Source organism: Sporosarcina sp. SAFN-010, assembly GCF_059415065.1.
This window is the reverse complement of sequence record NZ_JBPFDS010000001.1, coordinates 563,866-590,561: the sequence shown is the minus strand read 5'-3', so window position 1 is coordinate 590,561 and position 26,696 is coordinate 563,866. Positions and strand designations below refer to the sequence as shown.

Genomic DNA, 26,696 nt, shown 5'->3' with positions numbered 1-26,696 from the left:
GGTGTCGAAAAAACTATTTACATATAAAAATATCGGTGATATATTGAATATCTCGCATCTAAAGAATTGCGAAATACTAGAAAAATCACAAAAGGGGATGAGCCGAATGCTTTCTAATCCACTCATAGCTACTGTACTAGTACTCTCATTAATTGCGCTCGGCGAATGGCTCTCGATTATTTCAAGAGCACGGATTCCGATGCTTCTGACAGCGATGGTCGGTTTCTTAGTTCTTTCTTGGACTGGAATATTCCCGAAAGATATTTTAGAAGTCTCCCAATTCGCTGCACTCGGTGCTATTTTAATCGGACCGGCGATTGTACATATGGGAACGATGATTCCATTTTCACTTGTGAAGTCACAGTACAAGGCGGTCATTATTGCCCTTGGCGGTGTACTTGTCTCAGGAATCTTGATTTTACTCATCGTTCCATTGATTTTTGATTATCCTACAGCGGTTGCAGGGGTCGGGCCTGTCAGTGGTGGCATCATTGCTCTTCTTGTAACTTCAGAGAAATTGAAAGAACTCGGATTGACGTCAATTGTCATCATTCCTGCGTTAGTCGTTGCGTTTCAAGGTGTTGTCGGAATGCCGCTTGCGATGCATTTTATGAAGAAATATGCAGGAGTCATACAAGGTCAAATTGACGACGGTTCATTTGTTTCAATGACGGGTGATTCTTTGGAGGAAGAAGAGGCAGAAGTTGTCCAGAAGAAGAAAAGCCCTCTACGCACGAGTGCTGTCCTTAAATTATTCTTCGTTTTTGCTGGCGCAGGAATCGGAGTAGCGCTTGGTACGGTGACACCTATCCACTACACACTTTGGTGCTTATTGATTGGTATTATTGGCTTGAGATTAGGTGTATTTGAATCGAGCGAATTGGAACGTGCGAATTCATTCACGATTACAATGATTGGAATCATCTTTGTCGTCATAGGTTCTATGGCAGGCGTTACACCAAGTCAGGTGATTGAGAACTTACCAGCTATTATTACTATCCTTGCAATAGGAAGTATCGGGATTTCAATTGGTGGATATCTCACCGCAAAACTTGTCAAATGGCATCCTTACAAAGGAATGCCTGTCGCTCTTACAGCGTTGTTCGGGTTCCCTGGAGACTACATCCTCTGTGAAGAAGTGAGTCGGAGTTGTGCACGTGACGAGAAAGAAGAAAAAGTGATTTTCAATGAATTGCTAGCTCCAATGGTTATCGGTGGGTTTACGACGGTAACTGTTGCATCCGTAGTCATTGCGGGGATTTTGATCAAAACATTATAAAATGGAGGGTTTTTCATGACACAAACAATTATTAATAATGGACTACTTATTGATGGAACAGGTGCAGAACCAACAAAAGGTAAAATTGTTGTCGTTTCCGGAAATCGAATTGACTACGTTGGGGACGAAGCAGGATATACACCAACTGGGAATGAGACCAAAATTGATGCGCAAGGTGGTGCAATCGTTCCAGGATTCATCGATACGCATGTGCATATGATGATGGAGTACTCACCAGTCGCAGAGCGTCTCGCTACACCATTTTCGTTCATGTATTACCAAGCGGCAGAGTACTTGAAAACTACATTGCATGCGGGCGTTACATCCGTTCGCGATGCACTTGGTACGGATCTTGGAGTGAAAAAGGCAGTGGAAGATGGTTTGATTTCAGGGCCGCGCATGCAATTGAGTATTAACGCTTTGACGACAACAGGTGGTCATGGAGATGGGTATACGGTTTCAGGGAATACAGTGGACTTGCTCGCTTCAGAATATCCGGGCATGCCGAACGGGATGTGTGACGGTGTTGAAGAGGTGCGTAAGAAAACGCGTGAAATGCTTCGTGCTGGTGCTGAAGTCATTAAAGTTCATGCGACAGGCGGAGTGTTGAGTGCGACGGATCATCCTGAATTCACTCAGTTTTCATTGGAAGAGCTGAAAGTTATTGTGGAAGAAGGGAAGTTCCGTAAGAACACCCGCGTCATGGCTCATGCACAAGGGGCAGAAGGAATCAAGAACGCAGTACGTGCAGGCATTCACTCGATTGAGCATGGGATTTTCATTGACGATGAAGCGATTGACCTTATGATTGAAAATGGAACGTATCTAGTGCCAACATTGCTAGCTCCTATTGCAGTACTAGAAACGGCGGATGCAACCGGAATGCCAGCAAGTGCGGTGCAAAAGTCGAAAGAAGTCATTGATCATCACGTCGAGAGCTTCACAAAAGCGTACAAAGCCGGAGTGAAAATCGCGATGGGAACTGACGCTGGTGTATTCAAACACGGTACGAACTTGCGTGAACTTGAACTCATGTGTAACGCAGGGATGACGCCGATGGATGCAATTGTAGCATCTACGAAAACTGCAGCGGAATGTCTTGGTTGGGAAGAGAACGTTGGCACGATTGAAACAGGCAAGCTCGCAGATATTGTCATTGTTAAAGGCAATCCATTAGAAGATATTAAGTCGTTGGCGAATCATGATACGATTCAAGTTGTTATTAAAGACGGTAAGATAGAAAAAGATATTCGTTAATTTCTATATGTGAAAAGGCTATCCCAGGAGGTCAATGACTCTTCAGGATAGCCTTTTTAGCATTTCATGAATCAGAAATGAAAGGGTATTGATTTACGTTTCAGGTGGACGCGGGCCTACAGGACGTAGGTCATGCAACCGTTGTGGCAGGAAGCCGCAAACTTAGGTTGTTTCCAATAGTATTCCCTCCGGAGACGCCACCTTTTGCTTCGATCACCGTGACTTCTTAATCTATAGTTTTGAAATTCCCTTCAACACAATTCATCTAGATGAATTGTGTTGTCAAAAGAATAGGTTGCCACAAGGATCAGTTTCTACTGACAATCTGGACAGTCTTTTTCAACCAGTCACGCACTAGGTATTGGATGAGTCGTATCAACTTCAGTAATACGTTCAGAACTGATCAATACCTTGCTCAGTTTATCCCGATCCACTTCGTACCCAATTCCATCTCCGGAAGGAACTTGAATGATACCGTGATCCATTACAATTTCCGGTGTTACAATATCTTCTTTCCAATAATGTGCTGACGGCGCTGTGTCACCGGGAATCGTGAAGTTTTTTAATGTAGTCAGCTGGATGTTGTGCGCACGTCCAACCCCTGTTTCTAACATTCCTCCACACCAAACGGGAATGTCATGTTCCATACATAAATCATGAATACGTTTTGCTTCATATAAGCCACCGACGCGTCCAATCTTAATGTTAATGATTTTGCAGCTGCCTAATTCAATCGCCTTTCGCGCATCGTCAAGTGAGTGGACGCTCTCATCTAAACAGACAGGAGTTGTGAGTTCTTTTTGTAGGATCCGGTGATCCACAATGTCGTCATGGCTTAGAGGTTGTTCAATCATCATAAGGTTCAGGGAGTCCAACTCTTTTAAGTGGTCGATATCTTTAAGTGTATAAGCTGAGTTTGCATCCGCCATCAAAGGGATAGTTGGGAATGCATCGCGAACAGCTTTTAGATATGCTATGTCTGCTCCAGGCTTAATCTTCACTTTAATTTTTTTAAAACCTTCATCAACAAACTCTCGGACCTTTTCAACCAATTTAGCAGGAGTGTCTTGAATACCGATGCTCTTACCCACTGCGATTTCTGTTTGTGTTCCACCGAGTAATTTTGCAATGGATGTATGATTTTTCTTAACGAATACATCCCAAATTGCAGTCTCAATCGCCGCTTTTGCAATATTATTTCTTCTAACAAACGACAGCATATCGTGTACTTCGTTAGGATGAGAAATCTCTTTCTTCAACAAACGAGGGATAAGAAATTCTTTCAACATGTAAACGGTTGTTGCGGTAGTCTCTTCATTATAATAAGGCTCGTTACTTGTAACGGTTTCTCCCCAGCCGGAAACCCCTGTATCATCTACTACTTCGACTAGGCAAACATCTTTTTGCTCCATTGTTCCAAAACTCGTTGTAAATGGGGCAATTAGCGATACCTTCGTATGGTGGAGAATTACCTCTTTAATATGGATAGATTGCATCATTCAACGCCTCCTTCAGCGTGTAGTTTGACAATGGTCGTCAAGATGTCAATGCCGTTGTACATCGCATCTCTATCAAATGTCATATTGGGGTGATGAAGACCGGGCGATAAATTACAACCTAGCCCGATCATTGTTGCCTTTAAATGCGGCTTTTTGATGGTGTAAAAGTGGAAATCGTCTCCACCTGGTGTAAGAATGGGCTCTACAGTATTTTCTTTACCAAGGCTCATTTCAATTGCACGCTGTGCGATTTTTTGTGCATCAGCATCTACGCAAGCTGCTGCAATTCCATGCTCATTAGTGATTTTTACACTAGATTCAAACAGCTCATTTGCAGAGTCGATCACTGCGTATACTTTCTTTTGTAACTCTTCCATCAGCTCGTTCGTTTGAGCTCGAATGTCTATTGCCAATGAGGCGTTACCGGGAATGATATTGGTATTTAGTCCTCCCGCTTGGAAACGAGTGACTTTTGCTGAATGTGGAATTGTAGGATCTAGATAGATCGTATGAATGGCGTTCACTAAGTACGTTCCTACCTCTATCGAATTCGAATTCAAATGTGGACGTGCTCCGTGTGCATCATCCCCGCGCACCTCTATTTCAATAGATCCGGTCGCACCATGAATAATAGCTGGGGCTGCCTTACCGTTTTCTGTTTCTTGGAAAGGACGCAAATGGATCCCGTAATAATAATCTACGTCATCCACGACACCGTGTTCGACAAGTTTCAACGCTCCGGCGCCGACTTCTTCCGCAGGCTGGAATATGAAGCGGACGCCCATATTTTCAAGTAACTCAGGAGTGTCTTTCAGTCTCCAGAGTACCCCTAGAACCATGGTCATATGGGCGTCATGACCACATGAATGATTCGCCTGAAGCTTTCCATCGACTTCTTGCCATAGAGCATCCATGTCCGCTCTTAAAGCGATGATTGGATTCCCTTTATCAAAATTCCCAATATCCCCAATAACTCCTGTGCAATCCTCGAAGACACGAACTTTACAGCCAGCTTCTTCAAGCTTTTGTTTAACAAATTCTGTCGTTTTAATCTCTTTCCAGCTCAATTCAGGATTAGCATGTAAGTGAGCGAATGTTTCGGATACTTTCTCTTTGCTGAATGAGGTCATTTTAAAACTCCTTTTCAATTTTTATCAGTGTCTTCATTGATGAAATAATTACTTGTCGGGTTCACAAAACTTAGTTTTCCATTTTTCTTGGCAATATGAAGAAGGATGCTGTTCAAAAATGAAAACGTCACAGGTCCCTTTTCCAAAATCGATTTCTGGGAAATCGGTATGACAAGGGTATAATCTGCAAACTCATTGGCGGGGCTCACGAGCGAATCCGTAATGATAATTACGGTATTCCCTCGCTCTTTCGCTTCTTTCGCTAATCGGATTGAACCGAGTGCGTACCGATAAAATGAAAAAAGTACGACGCAGTTCTCTTTACCGGAAGTAGAAATACCAATTTCAGTCTCCGGATGATAGAGCGATGTGTTGCCCAGTAAACTATTGAGTAAAAACGAGAACCAGTGTGCATATGCATAGGACTGGTAATAACCAACTATTTTCACAGAAGCAGAAGCGGATAAATGGCCTACAACTGCTTCCGTGGTATTCCAATCTAACTGGTTTGCGATTTGAGCAATATTTTTACTGTCGCTCTCCATCACTCCTGAATAAGGATCGGAAACGGTGTGGGGGTCGACTCCGCTTGGTGGCGTGAGCGACAGAAGACTACGCTGAATTTCGGTCTGTAGCGTTCCAAAACCAGGATAGCCAATTGATTTTGCGAACCGAATAATCATCGTTTCACTTACGTCAATTAAGCTTGCAATCTTTTTTGCTGGATGTGTAGCAAACATAATTGGGTTAATTAATAAAGCTTCAGCGACCTTTTTTAAGCCTGAGGTTAAATCTGGATAGGCCGCCTTTGTTTTTTCTTTAAAGTCCATGAACTCTCCAACTTTCGAATGAATCTTATAAATTATTATTGTCAAAATGAATTATAAGCTTTACTATAGTGTTAGTCAACGAAATGTTACGACAATTCAGAAAGGGGTGTTTTGATGGAGAAAAAACAACGGAAAAGAAAGATAGGCATTCCAGATGCATACGTAATTCTCTTTTTAATATTGGCACTTATGGCTGTTTTGACGTATATCATTCCAGCAGGGGAGTTTCAACGGGAAGAAGTTGATGGAGTTACAGTTGTCGTTCCGGATGGATACGAACAGGTTGCCAGCACACCGGCCAGTCTCATTGATGTATTTCTTGCGATACAGGAAGGAATGATCAGTTCTGCGCCACTAATCTTTTTAGTGTTAATCATTGGCGGTTCGTTTGCAGTTATTGAATCGACAGGCGCGATTGACGCCATGATTTTAAAAACGATTGAGAAGACGAAGAACAAAGAGCTTGTCTTAATCACAATTGTAATGGTTCTGTTTTCTGTTTTCGGAACTTTGGGAATTATCGTGAATGCCGTTATTGCATTCATCCCGATTGGAATCATTTTAGCGAGGTCGATGAAGTTAGATGCTGTAGTGGGTGTCTCAATTATTTACTTGGGAGCATACGCAGGATTTAATACGGCATTTCTAGATCCACTGACAACAGGGACTGCACAACAAATTGCTCAGTTGCCCTTATTCTCAGGAATCGGATATCGTATTATTATTTATATCGTCATTCTATTAACGACAATACTGTATGTCTCTTGGTATGTGAAAAAGATTAAAAAAGATCCTTCGAAAAGTGTATTGGGCTCAAACCCATTTCCGAAAATTGAAGAACGTGATGAGTTAAATAAAGAAGTCGAAATTACAGGCACTCATAAGTTAGTACTTATCTGGCTGGTCTTAGGTATCGCTACCTATGTATTCGGCGTATTTAAATTCGAGTGGTCACTAAATGAAATGGCAGCTATTTTCTTAATCATTGCTGTCGGAACTGCAATCATTGCAAAATTAACACCAAATCGATTAGTTTTAGAGTTCTTCGAGGGTGCGAAAGGATTAGTCTATGGTGCCATGATTATTGGTATGGCTCGTTCAATCGTTGTTGTTCTTGAAAAAGGGAACATTCTGGACACCATCGTTAATGGAATGGCGCACGTAATGACTCCATTTACAAGTGTCAGCGGTGCTGTGGTCATGTTCATAGCAAACGAATTGTTCAATATTCTCGTTTCATCCGGAAGTGGTCAGGCAGTTATCGTCATGCCAATCATGACCCCGCTCGCCGACTTGATGGAAATTCCTCGTCAAGTAGCAGTTCAGGCATACAAAATGGGAGACGGGTTTACAAACGTCATCACACCAACTTCAGGGATTCTTATGGCAAACTTAGCGATCGCAGGAATCTCATGGACGAAATGGGTGCGCTTCGTTTTCCCACTGTTACTGATTTGGACTGTCCTGGGAATTATCTTCCTTATTATAGGCGTACTGATTAATTGGGGTCCGATGTAACCTGGAAGCAGAATCCCCTTGACGGTAGTTCGTTTCAATTACTAACTTGATACACAAAACTCGGAATAGGCTGTCTCAAAATGTTGTTCCATGAACTTTTGAGACAGCTCTATTTTTTTCACTTTATTTATTGAAAGGGGAAATTTAAAGGTCTACCTTTCTTAAAAAAATAGTAGGATGGATGAATAGTTCTACTTTTTCTTTTCTGATAATCATTTTTTAACAAATTATATGTCGTGTATTGACGAATCTTGAAATACTATTTACTATATAGTCAGTCTATTATTTGTATTCAATATATTAAAGGGGGAGAGGCAAGTGAGTTTGCACGCATTCACAAAAGACTATTTAAAGCAGCATGCTACTTATTTTGAACAAGTCAGCGAATACATTTTTTATCATCCTGAAACACGTTTTGAGGAATATGAATCTGCCAAGTACTTGTCTGAGCAATGTGAGCAGCAAGGATTTAAAGTGGAACGCGGTGTTGGTGGAATTGAAACCGCATTCACAGCGACTTTTGGACAAGGGCATCCAGTCATTGGGTTTCTGGGGGAATTCGATGCGTTGCCTGAGCTAAGTCAGGAACCGAACTCTATCGAAGAAAAACGCTGGGAGCGTCATATTGGTCATGGTTGCGGACATAATCTACTCGGAACCGGTGCATTTGCGGCAGCATGCGCAGCGAAAGCGTATTTAGAAGAACACAAGTTAACAGGCACCGTGAAATTCTTCGGTTGTCCTGGGGAAGAAGGGGGCTCCGGCAAGACGTTCATGGCGCGTGAGGGAGTATTTGACGGAACTGATCTTGCACTCACTTGGCACCCATCGCCAACAAACAGCATTATGAGCTTGAGTACACTTGCAAACATTCAAGTGTTTTATCGCTTTAAAGGTGTACCATCACACGCCGCGAACTCACCGCATTTAGGACGTAGTGCACTTGACGCTGTTGAACTCATGAATACGGGTGTTCAATATTTGCGAGAGCATATGCCGGACCAGGCACGCATTCACTATGCCATTACGAATACAGGTGGATTTGCACCAAACGTCGTTCAAGCGAATGCGGAAGTGCTGTACTTAGTTCGTGATGTCAATACAGAACGTGTCATGGATTTGTTTGAGCGAGTGAACAAAATTGCAGAAGGAGCAGCCCTTATGACGGAAACTAAAGTAACCGTTGAAGTGGATAAAGCCTGCTCGAACTACATTCCGAACCGGGCACTTGAAGAGATTTTGTATGAAAGCTTACAAGAAATCGGAATTGAGCCGCCGACGGATGATGAAAAAGAGTATGCAAAAGGAATCTTTGAATCGCTATCAAAGCCAGAGCAGAAAGATTACCTTGGCGTGATGAAAGGGTTTGGCTATGTAGGGGATGGTTCTGAATTCGTAGGGAAATACGTCTCGGATTGCATTGCACCTTATGAAATTACAACTGAAATTTTGACGGCGTCTACAGACGTATCGGATGTTAGCTGGATTTTGCCGACCGCACAATTGTCGACTTCTACATCAGCCCTAGGAACACCGTTGCATACGTGGCAGATGACGAGCCAAGGGTTATCGTCAAATGCACATAAAGGAATGCTGCGAGCAGGGGCATCCATGGCACTCACAGCACTCAAAATTTTTGAAAACACAGATTTACTGGCGCCGATTCGAGATGAGTTTGTCGAGTTTGCCAAAGAAAATCCATACACATGTCCGATACCTGAAGGCGTTCAGCCTTCACCGCTCGGTAGCTGAAAAGAATAGGGGGAATGAGAGTGGAAACAGCAAAGAAGGGGTTTTTTAACAAAGCATTGAACGGCATCGAACGAGTGGGGAACCGTTTACCGGATCCGTTTATTCTATTCGTAGGCATGGCCGTAGCGGTCATGATTGCATCGTTCATCTTCAGTCTGTTTGACGCATCGGTGAAGCACCCAGGTACAGGAGAAACATTGCCGATCAACAACTTACTCTCGGGTGAAGGATTAAAGTACATTCTAGAATCCATGATTACGAACTTTACAGGCTTTGCACCACTTGGTATCGTGCTTGCGATGATGCTAGGGATTGGTCTTACTGAAAAAGTTGGCTTGTTCGATTATGCTATAAAGAAATCGATTATGAAGTCGCCCCCTTGGTTGCTTACATATGCGGTCGCATTCGTAGGGATTATGGGGAACATTGCGTCAGACGCAGCGATGCTTCTTGTTCCACCGCTTGCTGCAATGATTTTCTACAAAGTAGGACGTCACCCACTCGCAGGTCTAGCAGTTGGTTATGCTTCAGCGGGTGCTGGATTTACGGCGAACCTATTCATCGTTGGAACGGACGCTTTGCTTTCTGGTATTTCAACAGAAGCTGCAAAGATTGTAGATGACTCAATAATCGTAACACCAGTCGATAACTGGTATTTCAATATTGTTTCTGTTTTCATGCTTACATTGCTTGCAGGATTTATCACATCTAAATTCATAGAGCCGCGTTTAGGAAAATACAAAGGCGATGCTGTTGAATTGGAAGTGGAAGAAGAAGATCCACGGTCAGGAAAAGCCTTACGCAACGCAGTAATTGCAGGTCTCTTATATGTTGCAATCCTTGTAGTAGGAATCTTTTGGCCAAACAGTCCGCTTCGAGGCGAAGGTGGCACAATGATTCCATCGCCGTTCATCTCAGGGATTGTTCCAATTATTTTATTCCTATTTTTAGTAGTAGGGATTACATTCGGAATATCGGTTGGGAAGATTAAGAGCGGAAAAGATATCGCGGGTTATATGGCTGAGTCTATGAAAGACATGTCAGGCTATATCGTGCTGATCTTCGCGATTTCACAATTCATTGCCTACTTCGGATGGTCAAACATTGGAACATGGATCGCAGTAAACGGAGCGATGTTCTTAGAATCTATCAACTTTACTGGAATGGGTCTCATTATTGGCTACATTATTTTCACGGCACTTATGAACTTCCTCATTACCTCCGGATCTGCAAAGTGGGCATTGGAAGCACCGATTTTCGTCCCACTGTTCATGCAACTCGGTTATCACCCAGCATTTACACAAGTCGCATATCGGGTTGCCGATTCATCGACAAACATCATTACTCCGCTATTACCTTACATGGTTGTCGTTCTGACATTCATGCAGAAATACGATAAAAAAGCAGGAATCGGAACGCTCATTTCTCTAATGCTTCCATTCTCAATTTGTTTCTTGATTGCTTGGATTTTGCTCATTCTGTTATTCTTCTATGCAGGCATTCCATTCGGACCAGGCATTACACCATTTTTGAAATAACGGTTAGGGGGTAGCAAGATGGTTGTAAAGTTACACGAACAACTAACAGAATGGCGACGCGATTTGCACCGTCATCCTGAGCAAGGATTTTTGGAAATGCGGACAGCTTCCATTGTCGCAGCTGAAGTGACGCGTCTCGGTTTTGATGTCCGACTCGCAAAAGACGTAATGGTCGAAGATGAAATATTAGGTAAACCTTCAGATGAACAGATAGCAGCTCATGTAAAGTGGGCTGTTGAAAATGGAGCAGTCGAAGAGTTCTTGCCTTATTTCGAAGAAGGATTTACAGGCGTTGTAGCGGATTGGGATTCAGGACGTCCAGGGCCTGTCACTGTGTTTCGTGTTGATATGGATGCGTTACCGATAGTTGAATCTACAGATGATGAACACGTTCCTGGCAAACTTGGTTTCCGCTCCATCGCAGAAGGCTCCATGCATGCGTGTGGACATGATGCACATACGACAATAGGACTTGGGCTTGCGACACTGGTAGCGGAAGATCCGGAAAACTTTAACGGAACAATTCGCATTGTATTCCAACCGGCTGAAGAAGGGGCTCGCGGTGCGAAATCGATGACAGAAGCAGGTGTGGTCGATGATGCGGATTTCTTCATTGCAATCCACATCGGCACAGGTGTTCCGCACGGTGAGTTTGTTTCAGCGGCGAACGGATTTATGGCGTCTACGAAAATGGATGTGACTTTCAAAGGACGTGCATCTCACGCAGGAGCGCAGCCGGAAGAAGGGAAGAACGCGTTACTCGCAGCTGCCAGCGCAACGTTGAATTTGCACGCGATTTCTCGTCACTCAGGAGGAACGTCTCGTGTGAATGTTGGTGAACTCAAAGGTGGCGGTGGACGTAACGTCATTGCAGATACGGCATCTATGAAATTAGAGACTCGCGGTGAAACTTCCGCTGTGAATGACTTCATTCGCAGTCAAGCAGAAAACGTACTGCGTGGTGCGGCTGTCATGTATGACGTGGAGTGTTCAATCGACATCGTCGGTGAGGCTATCAGTTGCAAATGCTCAGAAGGTCTCGCGGCAATGGTAGGTGCAGTAGCAAACGAGACGATGGGTATTACGAAAGTGCACAATGCAGACAATGCATCAGCAGGTTCCGAGGACGCGACCTACTTTATGGAACGCGTGAAAAAGAACCACGGCCAGGCGACGTACTGTATTTTTGGTACAGAGCTCGCAGCGGGTCATCACAACGAACGCTTTGACATTAAGGAAGATACATTGCCAGTGGCAGTCGATGTATTGTATCGGACTGTACTTGCTTTGAATGGTAGAGAATAGAATAACAGATCCCCGGTCGGGCCGTTTATGAAACGGTCAGGCTGGGGGTTTTTTGATGCGGAGATCGGTCATCTTTAAACAAGCGGAGCGCTACCAATAAATCCTTTAAAGAAGTTGAATTGTGTCTCGTTATCGAGAAACTGAGCTAGGTGTCGGAGAAATGGCCAGAGGTGATCGGGAACTTCACCCAAGTGTCGGAGAAAGCAGGGGGGTGTCGGACAATGACCCACAACTGTCGGAGAACCTGGAAGGAGCCTTGCAACGAGATAGATCGCCTACGAAACTACACATCTGTATTCACTTTCTAGCATGTTGTGGCATTCTTCGAGTACACTGAAAATACACTTATAGAAACAATCGGTTCAGGAGGTGGGGCAAATGGACTTTTGGATGGAAGCAGAAATGATCATGAAGTTGAGCATATCTGCAGTACTTGGGTTAATAATTGGATTGGAACGGGAACTGAAAAGTAAACCGCTAGGATTAAAAACGAGTCTTGTTATTAGCATCGTAAGTTGCTTGTTGACGATTGTTTCCATTGAATCGGCGTACACGTTTCCGGATAGTATGAGCGGAGTCAAAATTCAGATGGATCCTCTCCGTTTAGCTGCACAAATTGTATCGGGTATCGGTTTCTTGGGTGCTGGTGTAATTTTACGCCGTGGGAATGAGAGAATCTCTGGGCTAACAACAGCTGCTATGATTTGGGGAGCGGCTGGAATTGGGATTGCAGTAGGTGCAGGTTTTTACATGGAAGCCATTTTCGGCGTGTTATTACTCATCCTGAGTGTCGAACTGATCCCATACATTATTATTAAATACGGACCAAAACGGTTGCGTTACCAGGAACTTACATTCCGAATCAAAGTGAACGAACAGTCGAGTATCGAAACGGTGATGTTGGAATTACAACGGCAACGATTTAAAATATTCCAATCCCGCATTAAAGATCTTGATGAGGAAGATATGCATTTGTTGGAGATCAAAGCAAGAGTGTCTGCCAAAAGGACCCTTCCAGAAATCTATAATTTAATTAAACAAATTGAATTCGTTCACACAGTTGAAGTCATGACCTAGTAAATGCAGGACTTTGCACAACGGAACGCGTACAGTAAGGAGAGAATCTATTAATACGGTCTAGAAAAAGGAGACGATTTGCTCATGAAGCCATTTTCGCACACGAATCGAACTCATATTTTACAACAACTTACGAACGCTCATTACGATGTCATCGTCGTTGGCGGCGGTATTACTGGAACTGGGATTGCGCTGGATGCCGCATCGCGTGGGCTAAAAACGCTACTTATAGAAATGCAAGACTTTGCGGCGGGAACTTCAAGCCGGTCAACAAAATTGGTTCATGGCGGCCTTCGCTACTTAAAACAACTGGAAGTGAAGCTGGTTGCGGATGTTGGGAAAGAGCGTGCAATTGTCTATGAAAATGCACCTCACGTGACCCATCCGGAATGGATGTTACTACCGTTTTATAAAGGCGGAACGTTTGGCAAACTATCGACGTCATTCGGTCTTAAAGTGTATGATTTTCTGGCAGGTGTGAAAAAGTCTGAACGAAGAAAAATGCTAACGAAAGAAGAGGTGCTCACACATGAACCACTCCTGAATGAGGAAGGATTAATTGGTGGCGGCGAATATGTGGAGTATCGAACAGATGATGCCCGATTAACGATGGAGGTCGCAAAAAAAGCCTATGAGCAAGGGGCAGATTTGATTAATTACACAAAAGTTACTGAGTTTTTGTATGATGAACAAGGGAAAGTGAATGGTGTCAAGTTGGTCGATCAGCTCACGGACGAATCGTCCAATGCGCATGGCACAATTGTCGTGAATGCGGGAGGACCGTGGGTGGAACAAGTGATGGACCTTGACGAAAAAGTGGAAGGCAACAAATTGCTGTTGACGAAAGGCGTCCATTTAGTATTCGATCGTTCCGTATTGCCACTCCATCAGCCCATTTACTTTGACACGCCAGACGGTCGAATGATCTTTGCAATTCCGCGCAATGGGAAAACGTATGTCGGCACTACGGACACAGTCTATGAAGCTGATCTGAAAAACCCTAAAATGACTAATGAAGATAAAGAATACTTATTACGCGCAATCACTACAATGTTTCCAAAGGCGTTTGTCGGAATGAATGATGTCGAGTCTACATGGGCAGGCGTGCGTCCGCTCATCCAAGAAGAAGGAAAAGGAACATCAGAAATTTCCCGGAAAGACGAAGTGTGGGAATCATCGACAAGCTTGTTAACCATCGCGGGTGGCAAGTTGACTGGATATAGGAAAATGGCGGAAGAAATCACCGATATTATAAGCAAGAAATTGAAGGTTCAAGGCGTTAAAGTAGGTCCTTGCGTGACGAGAAATTTGCGTTTATCAGGCGGAGAGTTCAATAGATCCAGAGACTACCGAGCATATGTGGAAGATCGTGCCAAGGAACTGACGAAACTCGGTTTATCTTTCCAGGATGGCCTCAATATCGCATCCATGTATGGTACAAATACGAACCAAGTCGCACAACTCGTGAGCCGTGTAAATCCATCTAGTCAACTTCCACTCGCTATCCAACTGACATTGCTCTATGCAATTGAGTATGAAATGGCGATAACACCAGTAGATTACTTCATGCGCAGAACAGGTGCCATATTCTTTGATATTCACTGGGTCGAGAAATGGAAAAAGGATGTCATTTCTTATATGAAGGAAGTTCTTGATTGGTCAAGTGAACAAACAAACCAGTACAGTGAAGAACTCGAAGCAAGGCTAGCAGACGCGAAGGGGTAAGTTTACTTGCTAGTTGTTTAGGGAAAATTAAGGACAGCCTTGAAGTAGAGGAGGAACTATTCTATGAGCACATATGTTAAAGAAACTACTAAAACACGAAACGAAGCGATACAAGCGATTGAAACATCTTTGAAAGAAGCAAAATTTGGGGTGCTTTGGAACTTTGACTTGAGTGCGAAACTGGAGGAGAAAGGGGTTCAGCCGCCAGCGCCGTATACAGTTCTTGAAGTGTGCAAACCTTCTATCGCAGCAAATGTATTGAATGAGAATTTGCTAGCAGGAGCCTTCTTACCATGTAAGATTGTCGTGTTTGAAGAAGATGAAGCTGTTAAGATTGCCATGCCTTTGCCTACGAAACTGATGGAAGGCTTTGGTGACGAACGTATACTTACCACTGCAAAAGAAGTAGAGCAACAACTAATCAATTGCATCAATCAAGCCGCTGAATAATGCACGAAACATTTTAAACGCCTCCTTGGATGGAGGCGTTTTTTTGCTGTGTTAGAGGGGGAAGATATAGTCAACCTGCATGAGTGTTTGTGAAAGTTGTAGATTGCTCATATATCTTGAAAAGTGATCATAAAGCTGAGATTCCGCTCATAAATCACGGAAAGTGCTCAGAAACTTGCCCTCCCCAGAGCATGAGGGTATCTAATTTCCCAATCAGGCAAAACACGTTCTTTGACAATCAAAGATACACCGTGTAATATACGGTGTAGGGTATTCAATCCCGCATATATTTTTTATCTAAAATTATACCCTTGGGGGTAATTGGAGGGCGGAAGATAGCAATGAAAGAAATAACACCACAAGAAGTACAACAGCTACTAGCTGATAAGCAACCTATTCATTTGATTGATGTGCGAGAAACCGATGAAGTTGAAAGTGGCAGGATTCCTGGAATTACACACATTCCGCTTGGTCTTCTTGAATTCAAACTACAAGACTTGGATAAAGCAACAAACTACATTATGGTATGTCGCTCAGGTGGACGCAGTGGTCGCGCCGTGCAACTTCTTGAAGATCACGGTTACCAAGCAACGAACATGATAGGTGGAATGATGGCTTGGGACGGTTCTACTGAATAAATACATTTGCATTTACAGATGAAAAAGGAGGCGATCGTATGATTGAAACTGCTCATACCCTAGATGCAAAAGGGCTTGCATGCCCGATGCCAATCGTGCGCACGCGAAAAGCAATCCAGGGTTTGTCACCGGGGGACGTACTGGAAGTATTAGCGACTGACAAAGGTTCTACAGCTGATATAAAAGCGTGGGCCACGAGTTCAGGTCATGCCTATCTAGGAACTGAAACAGAAGGTAATGTGCTGCATCACTTCTTGAAAAAAGATAGTGCTCTGATTGAAGTGAAAGAAGAAATTCCTGTAATGGATTTGGAGTCTTTTGTGAGAAAAGTGGAAGAAGACAGATCACTCACAATCGTTGATGTGCGGGAAGAGCAGGAATACCAAGAAGAGCATATTCCAGGCGCACTTCATATTCCATTAAGTGAAATTGAATCACAAATGCATGAATTGAACAAAAGCGAAGACATATATCTCATCTGTCAAACAGGCAGAAGAAGTGGAATCGCAGGGATCCAACTAGCAGAAAACGGATTCAAAAACCTATACAACGTCGTGCCTGGCATGACCGAGTGGACAAAACAAACAAAAAAGGGGAACTGAAATCATGACTACACGTACAGCAATTATCGCAGCAAATGGAGAACTTTTTGACGCATACAAAGTATTCAATATCGCTACTGCAGCGGCTGCAAGCGAACACGAGGTAACAATCTTCTTCACGTTTGAAGGGTTGAACTTGATCCACAAACAAGCATCAGCCAACCTTCCACTACCTGAAGGGAAAGAGCATTTTGCAGAAGGATTTAAAAATGCAAATGTACCAGCCATTCCAGAACTGATTGCGATGTCGCAAGAGCTTGGTGTGAAATTCATTGCGTGCCAAATGACAATGGACGTTATGGGATTGGAAGTTGACGCATTTGTAGACGGTATCGAAGTTGGCGGCGCAGTAACATTCCTGGAGTTTGCGAAAGAAGCAGACGTGACACTAACATTTTAACTAGTGAATTAATCATAGAAAGGGGTAGCAATCATGGCAGTTCGTATTATGAAACCAGTAGAAGTTGCAAGGTACAGTATCGACAAAAAGCCTCTCTTCATCCTAGATGTGCGTAATGAAGATGCGTTTACAGATTGGAAAATTGAAGGGGAATCTATTGAGTACTTGAACATTCCATACTTCGATTTATTGGATGGTGTCGATAAAATCAAAGGAGAATTACCAGCGGACCGTGATATTCTGGTTGTCTGTGCTAAAGAAGGATCATCACAAATGATAGCGGAAATGCTCTCTGATGAGGGGATGGACGTTGCATATCTCGAAGGCGGCATGAAAGCTTGGAGTGAATACTTGGAGCCTGTGAAATTGGGCACGTTGAAAAGTGGTGGAGAACTCTATCAATTTGTCCGTCTAGGCAAAGGGTGTCTCTCTTATATGGTGATTGACGCGGGTAAAGCGGCAGTCATCGACGCAACACGCATGACGGATGTGTTCCTCAACTTCGCGAAAGAAAAGGGCGCAACGATTGAGCACGTATTCGACACGCATTTGCACGCGGATCACATTTCTGGTGGACGTGTCATTGCCGAAGTAACAGGTGCGACCTATTACTTGCCGAGTCAGGATGCGGAGGAAGTCGTCTTTGACTATCACAAACTAGCAGATGGGCTTCGCGTCACTGTAGGCAAAACTTCAGTAGAAGCGGTATTCTCACCTGGTCATACGAGCGGATCGACGTCGTTTGTCGTGGATAAGGCTTACTTACTCACTGGAGATATTTTGTTCATTGATTCGATTGGACGCCCTGACCTTGCAGGGATGGCGGATGATTGGGTAGGAGATTTACGAACAACACTCTACAGTCGCTATGAACAGTTATCTGAGGACCTCATCGTGCTACCAGCGCACTTCATGGAGATGAAAGAAGTGAATGCAGACGGCAGCGTTGCTAAGCAACTAAGTACATTATTTTCAGAAAACCACGGCTTGCAAGTTGAGGATGAAAACGAATTCCGTGTTCTTGTAACTGAAAACTTGCCCCCACAGCCAAATGCCTATCAGGAAATCCGAAAAACCAATATGGGAGTGCTCACTCCAGACGCTGAAACACAGCGAGAGATGGAAATTGGACCGAATCGTTGTGCCGTACGATAACTAAGGAGGAATTTTAAAAATGAAAGCAGATCACTTTTTAGACGCAACGGGACTGTCTTGCCCGATGCCAATTGTAAAAACACGCAATGCGATGAAAGAAGTCAACTCAGGAGAAATCCTTGAAGTGAAGACGACAGACAAAGGTGCGAAAGCTGATTTGACCGCTTGGACAAAGTCAGGTGGACATGAATTGCTGGAGCAAACAGAGTCAGACAATGTCTATACATTCTTCATTAAAAAAGGATAAGTTTGAAAAGAGAAGGGGGATATGTGTGCCTCCTTCTTTTTCTTGAAAGAAGGTATTAGAGATGAGTGTTAGTTTCATTGTCGTTTTATTTTTAATCGGGTTTGTCGGTTCGTTTTTATCCGGAATGGCAGGTATCGGCGGCGCCATCGTCAAATATCCGATGCTCCTATACATCCCACCGTTATTCGGATTAACCGCATTAACTGCCCATGAAGTGAGTGGAATCAGTGCAATAGAAATCTTCTTTGCTACGATTGCGGGAGTTTGGGCATATCGTGGAACAGGACTTCTGCACAAGACGCTCATCCTTTATATGGGTGGAGCGGTTCTAGTTGGGAGTTTCATCGGAGGGCTAGGTTCGAGTTTGCTATCTGAGCAAGCGGTCAATATGGTGTACGGTGTGCTTGCAGTGGTGGCGGCAATTCTGTTATTCATTCCAAGGAAAAAGGTGGAGGAGCGACCAGCGAGTGAAGTGATGTTCAATAAGTGGCTTGCGGCTGGACTCGCCTTTGTCGTCGGAATAGCATCAGGAGTTGTTGGAGCGGGGGGAGCGTTTGTGCTCGTTCCAATCATGTTAACGGTACTCGCAATCCCGACCCGAATAACAATTGCCTCATCTCTTGCAATCACATTCATTTCCTCAATTGGTTCTGCGACAGGTAAAATCGCGACGGGGCAAGTATTATGGGGACCGGCGATTGTCTTGATTGTCGCGGCACTCATTGCTGCACCACTCGGCGCGAAATTCGGACAAAAAGTGAATCCAAATGTGCTGAAATGGATTCTTGCGGTGCTGATTTTAGCGACTGCCATCAATATATGGAGCGATTTGTTATAACTGATTCGGTCATCGGTGTATGATAAGATACGACTTGTATTGTTTTTCAACCGGAGGCTCTTATGACAAATCGCAACAAAGGAATTTTATTACTATTAGCGTCGGCACTCGGATTTTCACTTATGACCGCATTCGTGAAGTTATCGGGGGATGTCCCGACGATGCAGAAAACGATTTTCCGCAATGGCGTATCAATGTTCATTGCATTTTTCTTCGTTATTCATTACAAAGAAAGACTGTTCGGCAAGCGTGAAAACCAACGTTTGTTGCTGTTGCGTTCTTCACTCGGTGCGATCGGCATCGTGTTATATTTCTATGCGATTGACCATCTCGTACTTGCGGATGCAGATATGCTGAATAAAATGAGCCCGTTCATTACGATTGTGTTTGCGGCGATATTTTTGAAAGAGCATGTAAAACCATTTCAGTTGTATAGCATTTTAATCGCGTTTCTCGGGACGTTGTTCATCATCAAACCATCGTTTTCACTCGATGTTGTTCCGTATGCAGCTGGTGTTTTATCCGCAGTCTTTGCAGGTGGTGCATACACCGTATTACGAGCACTTGGTGGCCGTGAGCAGTTTTACACCGTCGTGTTTTACTTCTCGACATTCACGACCGTTGTGCTATTGCCGTTCGTGATTTTCACCTATCAACCCATGTCGCTGCAACAGACCGTGTATTTACTAGCAGCAGGAGTGTTCGCCACAGTTGGTCAATTCGGGATTACACTTGCGTACAAATACGCACCGGCAAAAGAGATTTCAGTGTTCAACTATTTCACGGTCGTGTTCTCTGCAATCCTCGGATTTGTGTTACTTGGACAAATTCCGGATGTCTATAGCTTCATTGGCTATTTCATTATATTCGGCGCGTCATTTTACATGTTTTTACGCAATCGAGGCGGGGAAGAAGTGCCTGCAGAATTGGCAAAGAAAAAATAGTTTTGTTATGAATAAAACCCTCTTTCTCACGAGTTTTCGTGGGGAAGAGGGTTTTTGCGTTATTTGAATAGTTGAGTCGCATCAGGTCCGAACGTGTCTTTGAGCAACTTCTGTTTGCGTGTTTGAATCTGCAGTGCAAGTTCGTCAGCCTGTCGTTGCAATTCCGCAATCTCTTGCAGTTCTTTTTGCAACGCTTTTTTAGAAAGTAAATCGCCTTGGTCGAAGTAATCGATCTCCTGCTGTACACGTGCAAACGTTTGATGACGCTTCATGGCTCCTGCAGAGCTATGTGGTTCTTCCTTTATAACCTGTTCCTTTTGTGCAGTAAATCGTTCAATCGTACCCACTTGGATCACTCCTCTAAAATTTGCCAAACAAAAAACTCTTCCCCCGAACAGAGAAGAGTTGCTTAAGCGCAAATTCTCCTCATCGGCCAGGTTTCCCTGTTGGCAGCAGCACCTTGCGTGAGCAGGTTGCTGAGACGTCATCGGGCCAAGTCCCTCGGTCTCTCTGGATAAGAAAAGAGTCGTTCATTTAGTTAAAGCAAGTGTAGCATATCGCGGTGGGCAGGGCAATATGCCCTTCGGTTGGAGGAATCGGAAAGATGGGGACGGTTATCGGAAGTTTGGTAGTAGTTATCGGCAACATCCTGGCAACAATCGGCATTATCCAGCAAAGAATCGGTAGCATCGTGGAATTAATCGGAATCGAGACACAACTCATGTAGTTTTAGGGATTAATTGGTAGCGCTTCGCTTGTTGAAAGCTGGGCAATCCCGCTGTGTGGAAGAATCGGCAAGAAGGGGCCAGTTATCGGCAATTGGGCAGTGGTAATCAGCAACATTCAGGCAACAATCGGCATTATCTAGCAAAGAATCGGTAACATCGCAGAATTAATCGGAATCAAGACACAACTCACCTGGTTTTAGGGATTAATTGGTAGCGCTTCGCTTGTTGAAAGCTGGGCAATCCCGCTGTGTGGAAGAATCGGCAAGATGTGCTCAGTTATCGGCAATTCGGCAGTGGTAATCAGCAACATCCTGGCAACAATCGGTATTATTTAGCAAAGAATCGGTAACATCGCAGAATTAATCGGAATCGAGACACAATTGAGCCAAGGGAAATCCCTATTTCAGTGGTGGGAGCGTTGTCTGGGGATTCGGGTAGGCGTATGCTTGAGTAAGAAGTCATTAGCACGTTTGCAGTGACACATGATCTCAAAAAAAGTGGATTTGCCAACTACAAAGGAGGCGCTCGTATGAGCCAGATGACAGCAGTGAACGTGATTCGTATCGAAAAAGGAAAAGGAGCCGAAGTTGCGGAACGCTTCGCAAAACCAAAATCCGTCCATACTTTTCCGGGATTTGTTCGGATGGAATTGTGGATGAAAGAAAGTACTGAAGATCATGATGAACTCCATGTTTGCACGACTTGGGAAGACGAAAAATACTTCACAGAGTGGCGCGAAAAGCGTGCAATCGAAAAGGCGAAGATTCGAGCTGAACAAGAGAAGAACCAAACTGGTAAACCGCCGCATAATCCGATTCTTGGTACTGAATTATCTACGTACGTCACAATGGTTCAACATTTACCAGCAAAATAAAAATTGATTCAAAAGCTTTGCCACGTGCAAAGCTTTTTTTATGGAAAAGTAAAAGTAGCTATTGATAAATATGATACAATGTATAAATTCCAATATATTAGAATATTTATAAGGGAGGATTCTATGAAAGTTTTCGACTTACATTCAGATTTGTTTACGGACATCGCCTTCCGAAGAGCACGTGGGGAGACGAACGTTTTTGACAGAATCCATTATCCAACACTGAAAAAAGGGGGTGTAAGTTCAATCATATGTGTGTTTTGGACAGAACCTATTTTTTCTCATCAACCACTAGAGCGTTTGCATGATCTTATCAAGTTCGTTGAGGCAGACTTACTAGAGTCAAAGCACGCGGTTGTTCAGCCTATCGATGGTATTCAGGAAGAGACTATTTCAGATGGGAAAGTTAAGGTTTATCTAGGTATAGAGGGTTTATCCTCCTTAGATCAGTGGATTACCAAGTCAGAAAATGAAACGATCGACACCGCTTTCGCATTCATGAAAGAAAAAAATATTCAACACATCATCATGGCTTGGAACGAACAAAACGCTTTCGCGAGCGGGACGGGAGCATCTTCTATCAAGGGGGAACTAGGGGTAACTTCACTTGGGCTCGATTTGCTAGCCCAGTCGGAAAAGTCAGGCTTTATCATCGATGTCTCCCATTTAGATGAACCAAGTTTCTGGGATGTCATCCACAACACAACCTCTCCCATTATCGCTTCGCACAGTAACGCCCGAGCTGTATGCAATCATGAACGGAATTTATCGGATGATCAAATCCATATCGTCTCCGAACGAAAGGGGTTAATCGGGTTGAATGCTTATGGTGAATTTGTAGATGAACGGCATCCAAACGTTGACCGATTTATTGATCACATCGACCATATCGTATCCATTGCAGGCATCGATCACGTTGCGTTTGGCTTCGACTTTCTTGATTACTTAAGTGATCATCCGCTAGGCGGAGGGATGGATGTATTAACGGAAGGGCTAGAAGATGTCACGAAAGTTCCAGCATTACTGGAACAGATGAAACACCGTGGGTATTCTCAAGATGACATTGAAGCAATCAGTTACAAAAATGCAGAGCGGTTCATGGCCAATCTGATATCAGAAAGAAGGCGTACATAATGACGAATACATGGATTCAGCCTGACGACACGCTCACACTATGGGGAATCATTGTCGTCGTGGCATCTCTCAGTATCTATTTAGAACAACGTTTCAGTTGGGCCTCCAAGATTTCTGGTGCAATCATTGCGCTAGTTGGCGCTATTTTTCTCTCAAATACAGGCATCATACCTACTGAATCTCCAGTATACGACGCAGTGTGGGGTGTCATTATCCCACTCGCAATTCCGCTCTTACTTTTCCATGTAAACATTAAGAAAATATGGACCGAGAGTGGTAAACTACTCGCGCTATTTCTATTAAGCTCAATCGGAACTGTCGCTGGAACCATCATTAGCTTCTTTCTATTGAAAGATCACATCCCTTATCTAGATAAAATCGGAGGGATGATCAGCGCGTCGTACGTCGGAGGCGGTGTGAACTTTGCGGCAATGGCAGGAAAGTTTGAAGCACCTGGGGATCTCGTTTCAGCAACAGTCGTCGCAGATAATTTGATGATGGCTGTCTACTTTGTCATCTTGATGCTAATTCCGACAATCGGATTCTTTAGAAAACGTTATTCTACACCACATATCGATCAAGTGGAAAACGGAGTTACGCAAGAAGATGGGAAGACGTTAGCGGAAAGTTTCTGGAAGAGAAAAGACATATCGTTAAAAGATATCGCAATGGCGATTGGTACAGCTTTCTTCCTTGTTATCGTATCTTTCAAACTAGCAGAGTTTATTGGGGGGCTAATTCCTTCTGGTGAGAATGTTTCAGGAATTATGAACTTGGCACATGCGATTTTTGGCGATAAATACCTTGTATTGACTACGGTGACGTTTATTGTATTAGCATTGTTTCCATCTTATTTTGAAAAGATCAATGGCAGCCAAGAGTTCGGGACATTTTTGATTTATTTATTCTTTGTGGTAATTGGGATACCGGCATCGATTCCATTAATCGTACAAAATGCACCATTGCTTCTCGTTTTCGTATTCATCATTGTCATGGTCAATATGGTCGTTTCGTTGACGGCAGGAAAACTGTTGAATGCTAATTTGGAAGATACACTTTTAGCGAGTAATGCTAACATTGGTGGGCCAACGACTGCCGCTGCATTAGCAATCGCAAAAGGGTGGAAAGACTTGATTGGCCCAATATTGGTCGTTGGGACCCTTGGCTATATTATCGGAAATTACATCGGTACGGTGCTAGGTCTTTGGTTTTCAACATTAATTTGAGCATGAAAAGGTAAAATAGAATCTTAGAAGTATGAGTGCATTAACTGAAACTTTCATTACATCTTTTCGTAAATTAAAGAGTAGATAAGAAAAGGAAGTGAACGACATGCAAAAGCTACCCCAACATGTAGAAACCCACAAAACAAGGATCAATCGAGTTTTTGACCTCATTGCCATCGGGCTCTTTATCGCAGTTATCTTCTATACCCTTTTTCAATGGAATCAGCTACCTGAGCAGGTTCCAATCCACTTTAACGCATTAGGGGAAGTAGATAACTATGGATCGAAATGGGTCTTGTTGTTAGTACCGATGATTAGTGTGGGACTGTTTGCGTTGCTTGAATTTTTGGAACGTCATCCAGAGTGGCATAACTATCCCAGGCGTTTAAATGAAACGAACGCGCCGCGTTTTTATCAATCTAGCCGGGAACTCTTAAACCGAGTGAAAAACCTCTCACTTCTTTTAATGGCTTATACCCAGTGGGAAATCGTTCGCGTCGGACTTGGTGATTCAAACGCGATGAGTCAATGGGGTTTCGGCAGCATACTTGCGCTAATGTTTATCGTAATCTATATAGGTGTGGTTCAACAGAGGAAGATAAAATGAAAAGAAGCATCCTCCAGACTAGTGGAGGATGCTTCTTTTACTGTTGGGACTTCAATTGTCGTCTAGGACGAATTATATAAATATAGATTTGATAGACACCGAATAACAAGGTGAGTGCCAAAACGGGAGCTAGAATATTTTGTGGTTCGACGATGAAATAAGCACAAGCTAGGGCAATTACGTATATAAGGTATCCAATGGAAAAGAGTTTCTTACTCGTCAATACAATCCCTCCCCCGCGTTTAAATAATTTATCGTTCGCAAGCGATGCCGTCTTTGTCTCGATCCAGGCCTTTATTATTGTTATACAAGGCAGTGTTTACAGTCGGCGCATATTTTGTCTTTCCACCTTTGTTGCGTACAGTAGCGTTCTTCGCCACTCCGCCTTTGTACGTCTGATTCAGCATTGTACAATTTTTGAATTTAGTGGGTGCAGCATCAGCAGGTGGTGCAGGGATTGTTGCGACGCCGAGTGCTAATACTGTAGTGGTCAGAACAGCTCCAATTTTTTTCATCATAAGCGCTCCATTCAATTGTTGAATTTTAAGATAATCATACAACATTTCCAGTTGGATGGAAAGACAAATTATTGAATAAATTGATGAATTATACATGGATTTCGATTAATTTACTCATGTGGCCGATTCATCATGCATTTTGGTCGATTGTACTTGTCAACTGACTGATAATAGGCTTGCTCTGGCCGATTCGACTCGCGCATTTCCATTCCTAAACGCGCGAAGCGCCACCAATTAATCTCTTTAAGCGATTGAATTGTGTCTCGATATCGAGAAGCTTCGCTAAGTGTCGGAGAAATTAGCATATGTGATGGAGAAACTTCGTCCAGTGTCGAAGAAAACTCACCATATGTCTGACAAACCTTAATAACTGTCGGAGAACGGAGGAAATGTAGCTGACAGAGAGGTAGCCCATCCTTAAACGCGACAAGCGCCACCAATTAATCGCCACAGTTCCAGCAATATCAGTAACTTGCAAATGAACATTGTCAAAAGGCTCTCACTTCGGTCATAATGGAAAGAATAGAGTAGGAGGCAATCAGAATGTTAGGACAAATTAGGAGTCAATTGAATCGATTTTCAAAAACAGAGCTAAGAATTGCGGAGTATATCCTGAATCATGCGGAACTGATCCCAACGATGACTACGAGAGAATTGGCTGCAAAGACTGACGTCAGTGAAGCCTCTGTTGTTAGGTTCACCAAGTCAGTGGGGATTGGTAGTTTCAAAGCGTTCAAGATTTTATTGGCACAAGAGCTTGCAACTACGGAAGAATACATAACTGACTTTTCAATCACACAGAAAAAAGATTCTCCATATGAGTTGTTTCAAAAGGTAGTACATGTGAATCGTGGAGCAATCGACTTGTTACTTGCTTCAATTGAAAAGAAAGAACTCGAAAAGGCGGTAAAAGCATTTCAATCGGCGCACCGGATATTGTTTTACGGAGTTGGTGGCTCAGCGATTGCAGCGATGGATGCTCAATTCAAGTTTGCTAAACTCGGGTACCAAGTGGAGTATCATGCGGATTTCCATTACATGCTCTCGGTTATCCCTTTTTTAAGCGAAAATGATGTGTTTGTCGCAATCAGTATGTCTGGTGAAACAAAGGATGTTGTTGAACTCGCCAGGTTTGCGAAAAAGCAAGGAGCTACTCTAATTACTATTACAAACTTGAACAAATCTCCTTTGTCGAAGGAATCTGATATTCAACTCGCAACACCGAATGTTGAGAAGGATTTTCGCGTTGGAAGTATTACGTCTCGCATGACTCAACTTACAGTAATCGATAGCTTGTATATTAGTTTAGTAAACCAAATGGGCGAGTCCATTATAGATCGGTATCAGAATGCTCGGGAACAGGCGGTGAAATTAAGAAGATAATGAGTTTTGCATAAAATGAAATTACATTTCATATAATTCAAC

At 43.3% G+C, this 26,696-nt stretch carries 29 protein-coding genes and 1 riboswitch; of the genes, 22 read left to right on the top strand and 7 right to left on the bottom strand.

All coding sequences use genetic code 11. From position 1 onward, the window contains the following. Nucleotides 1–106: 106 nt before the first annotated feature. Entirely contained in the window at nucleotides 107–1,279 is a 1,173-nt protein-coding gene (locus ACR65F_RS02835; protein WP_440503174.1) for a hypothetical protein, read from the top strand. 15 nt (nucleotides 1,280–1,294) lie between these two features. After that, nucleotides 1,295–2,536 carry a metal-dependent hydrolase family protein gene (locus ACR65F_RS02830; protein WP_440503173.1) on the top strand — a complete coding sequence of 414 codons (1,242 nt, stop codon included), beginning with the start codon at nucleotides 1,295–1,297 and terminating at the stop codon, nucleotides 2,534–2,536. Nucleotides 2,537–2,883: 347 nt separating this feature from the next. On the opposite strand, the gene menC is transcribed toward ACR65F_RS02830, so the two are convergent. The 3 genes from menC to ACR65F_RS02815 are packed head-to-tail and all read right to left on the bottom strand — an operon-like array spanning nucleotide 2,884 to nucleotide 5,995. Continuing rightward, entirely contained in the window at nucleotides 2,884–4,032 is a 1,149-nt protein-coding gene (gene menC / locus ACR65F_RS02825; protein ID WP_440503214.1) for an o-succinylbenzoate synthase, read from the bottom strand. Next, nucleotides 4,032–5,165: a M20 peptidase aminoacylase family protein gene (locus ACR65F_RS02820; RefSeq protein ID WP_440503172.1), complete on the bottom strand. Its 1,134-nt coding sequence runs from the start codon at nucleotides 5,163–5,165 to the stop codon at nucleotides 4,032–4,034. Before ACR65F_RS02820 ends, menC begins: the two co-directional genes overlap by 1 nt. Nucleotides 5,166–5,179: 14 nt before the next feature. Continuing rightward, nucleotides 5,180–5,995: a MurR/RpiR family transcriptional regulator gene (locus tag ACR65F_RS02815; protein ID WP_440503171.1), complete on the bottom strand. Its 816-nt coding sequence runs from the start codon at nucleotides 5,993–5,995 to the stop codon at nucleotides 5,180–5,182. A 114-nt stretch (nucleotides 5,996–6,109) separates the two neighbouring features. Between ACR65F_RS02815 and ACR65F_RS02810 the strand changes: the two genes are divergently transcribed. The 14 genes from ACR65F_RS02810 to ACR65F_RS02745 all read left to right on the top strand — a co-directional run bounded on the left by ACR65F_RS02810 (nucleotide 6,110) and on the right by ACR65F_RS02745 (nucleotide 20,184). After that, entirely contained in the window at nucleotides 6,110–7,513 is a 1,404-nt protein-coding gene (locus ACR65F_RS02810) for a YfcC family protein (RefSeq protein ID WP_440503170.1), read from the top strand. A 324-nt stretch (nucleotides 7,514–7,837) separates the two neighbouring features. After that, nucleotides 7,838–9,265 (top strand): M20 family metallopeptidase, encoded by a 1,428-nt coding sequence (locus ACR65F_RS02805; RefSeq protein WP_440503213.1) that lies wholly within the window; start codon nucleotides 7,838–7,840, stop codon nucleotides 9,263–9,265. A gap of 14 nt (nucleotides 9,266–9,279) precedes the next feature. Further along, a complete protein-coding gene (locus ACR65F_RS02800) occupies nucleotides 9,280–10,803 on the top strand; it encodes an AbgT family transporter (protein ID WP_125101841.1) in 1,524 nt (507 codons plus the stop codon). An 18-nt stretch (nucleotides 10,804–10,821) separates the two neighbouring features. Continuing rightward, nucleotides 10,822–12,108, top strand: coding sequence for an amidohydrolase (locus ACR65F_RS02795; RefSeq protein WP_440503169.1), 1,287 nt, complete (start codon nucleotides 10,822–10,824; stop codon nucleotides 12,106–12,108). Nucleotides 12,109–12,498: 390 nt separating this feature from the next. Then, nucleotides 12,499–13,185 (top strand): MgtC/SapB family protein, encoded by a 687-nt coding sequence (locus ACR65F_RS02790; protein ID WP_039042511.1) that lies wholly within the window; start codon nucleotides 12,499–12,501, stop codon nucleotides 13,183–13,185. 84 nt (nucleotides 13,186–13,269) lie between these two features. Next, nucleotides 13,270–14,910, top strand: coding sequence for a glycerol-3-phosphate dehydrogenase/oxidase (locus ACR65F_RS02785; RefSeq protein ID WP_440503168.1), 1,641 nt, complete (start codon nucleotides 13,270–13,272; stop codon nucleotides 14,908–14,910). 63 nt (nucleotides 14,911–14,973) lie between these two features. Beyond that, nucleotides 14,974–15,360 (top strand): DUF302 domain-containing protein, encoded by a 387-nt coding sequence (locus ACR65F_RS02780; RefSeq protein ID WP_440503167.1) that lies wholly within the window; start codon nucleotides 14,974–14,976, stop codon nucleotides 15,358–15,360. A gap of 341 nt (nucleotides 15,361–15,701) precedes the next feature. Then, entirely contained in the window at nucleotides 15,702–15,998 is a 297-nt protein-coding gene (locus ACR65F_RS02775) for a rhodanese-like domain-containing protein (RefSeq protein WP_039042406.1), read from the top strand. A gap of 38 nt (nucleotides 15,999–16,036) precedes the next feature. Further along, nucleotides 16,037–16,600, top strand: coding sequence for a sulfurtransferase TusA family protein (locus tag ACR65F_RS02770; protein ID WP_440503166.1), 564 nt, complete (start codon nucleotides 16,037–16,039; stop codon nucleotides 16,598–16,600). Nucleotides 16,601–16,604: 4 nt separating this feature from the next. Beyond that, nucleotides 16,605–17,000: a DsrE/DsrF/DrsH-like family protein gene (locus ACR65F_RS02765; protein ID WP_039042404.1), complete on the top strand. Its 396-nt coding sequence runs from the start codon at nucleotides 16,605–16,607 to the stop codon at nucleotides 16,998–17,000. 33 nt (nucleotides 17,001–17,033) lie between these two features. Beyond that, nucleotides 17,034–18,155 (top strand): MBL fold metallo-hydrolase, encoded by a 1,122-nt coding sequence (locus ACR65F_RS02760; RefSeq protein ID WP_440503165.1) that lies wholly within the window; start codon nucleotides 17,034–17,036, stop codon nucleotides 18,153–18,155. Nucleotides 18,156–18,174: 19 nt separating this feature from the next. Beyond that, nucleotides 18,175–18,402, top strand: a complete 228-nt coding sequence (locus ACR65F_RS02755) for a sulfurtransferase TusA family protein (RefSeq protein ID WP_039042402.1) — start codon at nucleotides 18,175–18,177, stop codon at nucleotides 18,400–18,402. Between the two features lie 61 nt (nucleotides 18,403–18,463). Then, on the top strand, nucleotides 18,464–19,240 hold the full coding sequence (locus tag ACR65F_RS02750) for a sulfite exporter TauE/SafE family protein (protein ID WP_440503164.1): 777 nt from the start codon (nucleotides 18,464–18,466) through the stop codon (nucleotides 19,238–19,240). A 62-nt stretch (nucleotides 19,241–19,302) separates the two neighbouring features. Beyond that, nucleotides 19,303–20,184, top strand: a complete 882-nt coding sequence (locus tag ACR65F_RS02745) for a DMT family transporter (protein ID WP_440503163.1) — start codon at nucleotides 19,303–19,305, stop codon at nucleotides 20,182–20,184. 59 nt (nucleotides 20,185–20,243) lie between these two features. Here the strand turns inward: ACR65F_RS02745 and ACR65F_RS02740 are convergent, their stop codons facing one another. Then, nucleotides 20,244–20,531 carry a hypothetical protein gene (locus ACR65F_RS02740; protein WP_039042399.1) on the bottom strand — a complete coding sequence of 96 codons (288 nt, stop codon included), beginning with the start codon at nucleotides 20,529–20,531 and terminating at the stop codon, nucleotides 20,244–20,246. Nucleotides 20,532–20,607: 76 nt separating this feature from the next. Next, nucleotides 20,608–20,705, bottom strand: a riboswitch (SAM riboswitch). An 83-nt stretch (nucleotides 20,706–20,788) separates the two neighbouring features. Between ACR65F_RS02740 and ACR65F_RS02735 the strand changes: the two genes are divergently transcribed. From ACR65F_RS02735 to ACR65F_RS02715, 5 genes are all read left to right on the top strand, one after another. After that, entirely contained in the window at nucleotides 20,789–20,911 is a 123-nt protein-coding gene (locus ACR65F_RS02735; RefSeq protein WP_440503162.1) for a hypothetical protein, read from the top strand. A 530-nt stretch (nucleotides 20,912–21,441) separates the two neighbouring features. Beyond that, complete coding sequence (locus ACR65F_RS02730) at nucleotides 21,442–21,786, top strand: antibiotic biosynthesis monooxygenase (RefSeq protein ID WP_440503161.1); 345 nt, start codon at nucleotides 21,442–21,444, stop codon at nucleotides 21,784–21,786. A gap of 123 nt (nucleotides 21,787–21,909) precedes the next feature. Beyond that, nucleotides 21,910–22,920: a dipeptidase gene (locus ACR65F_RS02725; protein ID WP_440503160.1), complete on the top strand. Its 1,011-nt coding sequence runs from the start codon at nucleotides 21,910–21,912 to the stop codon at nucleotides 22,918–22,920. Continuing rightward, nucleotides 22,920–24,146, top strand: coding sequence for a DUF819 family protein (locus tag ACR65F_RS02720; RefSeq protein WP_440503159.1), 1,227 nt, complete (start codon nucleotides 22,920–22,922; stop codon nucleotides 24,144–24,146). Before ACR65F_RS02725 ends, ACR65F_RS02720 begins: the two co-directional genes overlap by 1 nt. Before the next feature lie 106 nt (nucleotides 24,147–24,252). Next, nucleotides 24,253–24,753, top strand: a complete 501-nt coding sequence (locus ACR65F_RS02715; RefSeq protein WP_440503158.1) for a DUF1648 domain-containing protein — start codon at nucleotides 24,253–24,255, stop codon at nucleotides 24,751–24,753. A 37-nt stretch (nucleotides 24,754–24,790) separates the two neighbouring features. On the opposite strand, the gene ACR65F_RS02710 is transcribed toward ACR65F_RS02715, so the two are convergent. The 3 genes from ACR65F_RS02710 to ACR65F_RS02700 form a co-directional block, all read right to left on the bottom strand. Continuing rightward, complete coding sequence (locus ACR65F_RS02710) at nucleotides 24,791–24,976, bottom strand: hypothetical protein (RefSeq protein ID WP_125101823.1); 186 nt, start codon at nucleotides 24,974–24,976, stop codon at nucleotides 24,791–24,793. 28 nt (nucleotides 24,977–25,004) lie between these two features. Continuing rightward, entirely contained in the window at nucleotides 25,005–25,268 is a 264-nt protein-coding gene (locus ACR65F_RS02705) for an excalibur calcium-binding domain-containing protein (protein WP_440503157.1), read from the bottom strand. A gap of 113 nt (nucleotides 25,269–25,381) precedes the next feature. Continuing rightward, a complete protein-coding gene (locus ACR65F_RS02700; RefSeq protein ID WP_440503156.1) occupies nucleotides 25,382–25,708 on the bottom strand; it encodes a hypothetical protein in 327 nt (108 codons plus the stop codon). A 106-nt stretch (nucleotides 25,709–25,814) separates the two neighbouring features. Here ACR65F_RS02700 and ACR65F_RS02695 point away from each other — a divergent pair, with 106 nt between their 5' ends. Next, a complete protein-coding gene (locus tag ACR65F_RS02695) occupies nucleotides 25,815–26,654 on the top strand; it encodes a MurR/RpiR family transcriptional regulator (protein WP_039042392.1) in 840 nt (279 codons plus the stop codon). Nucleotides 26,655–26,696 lie beyond the last annotated feature (42 nt).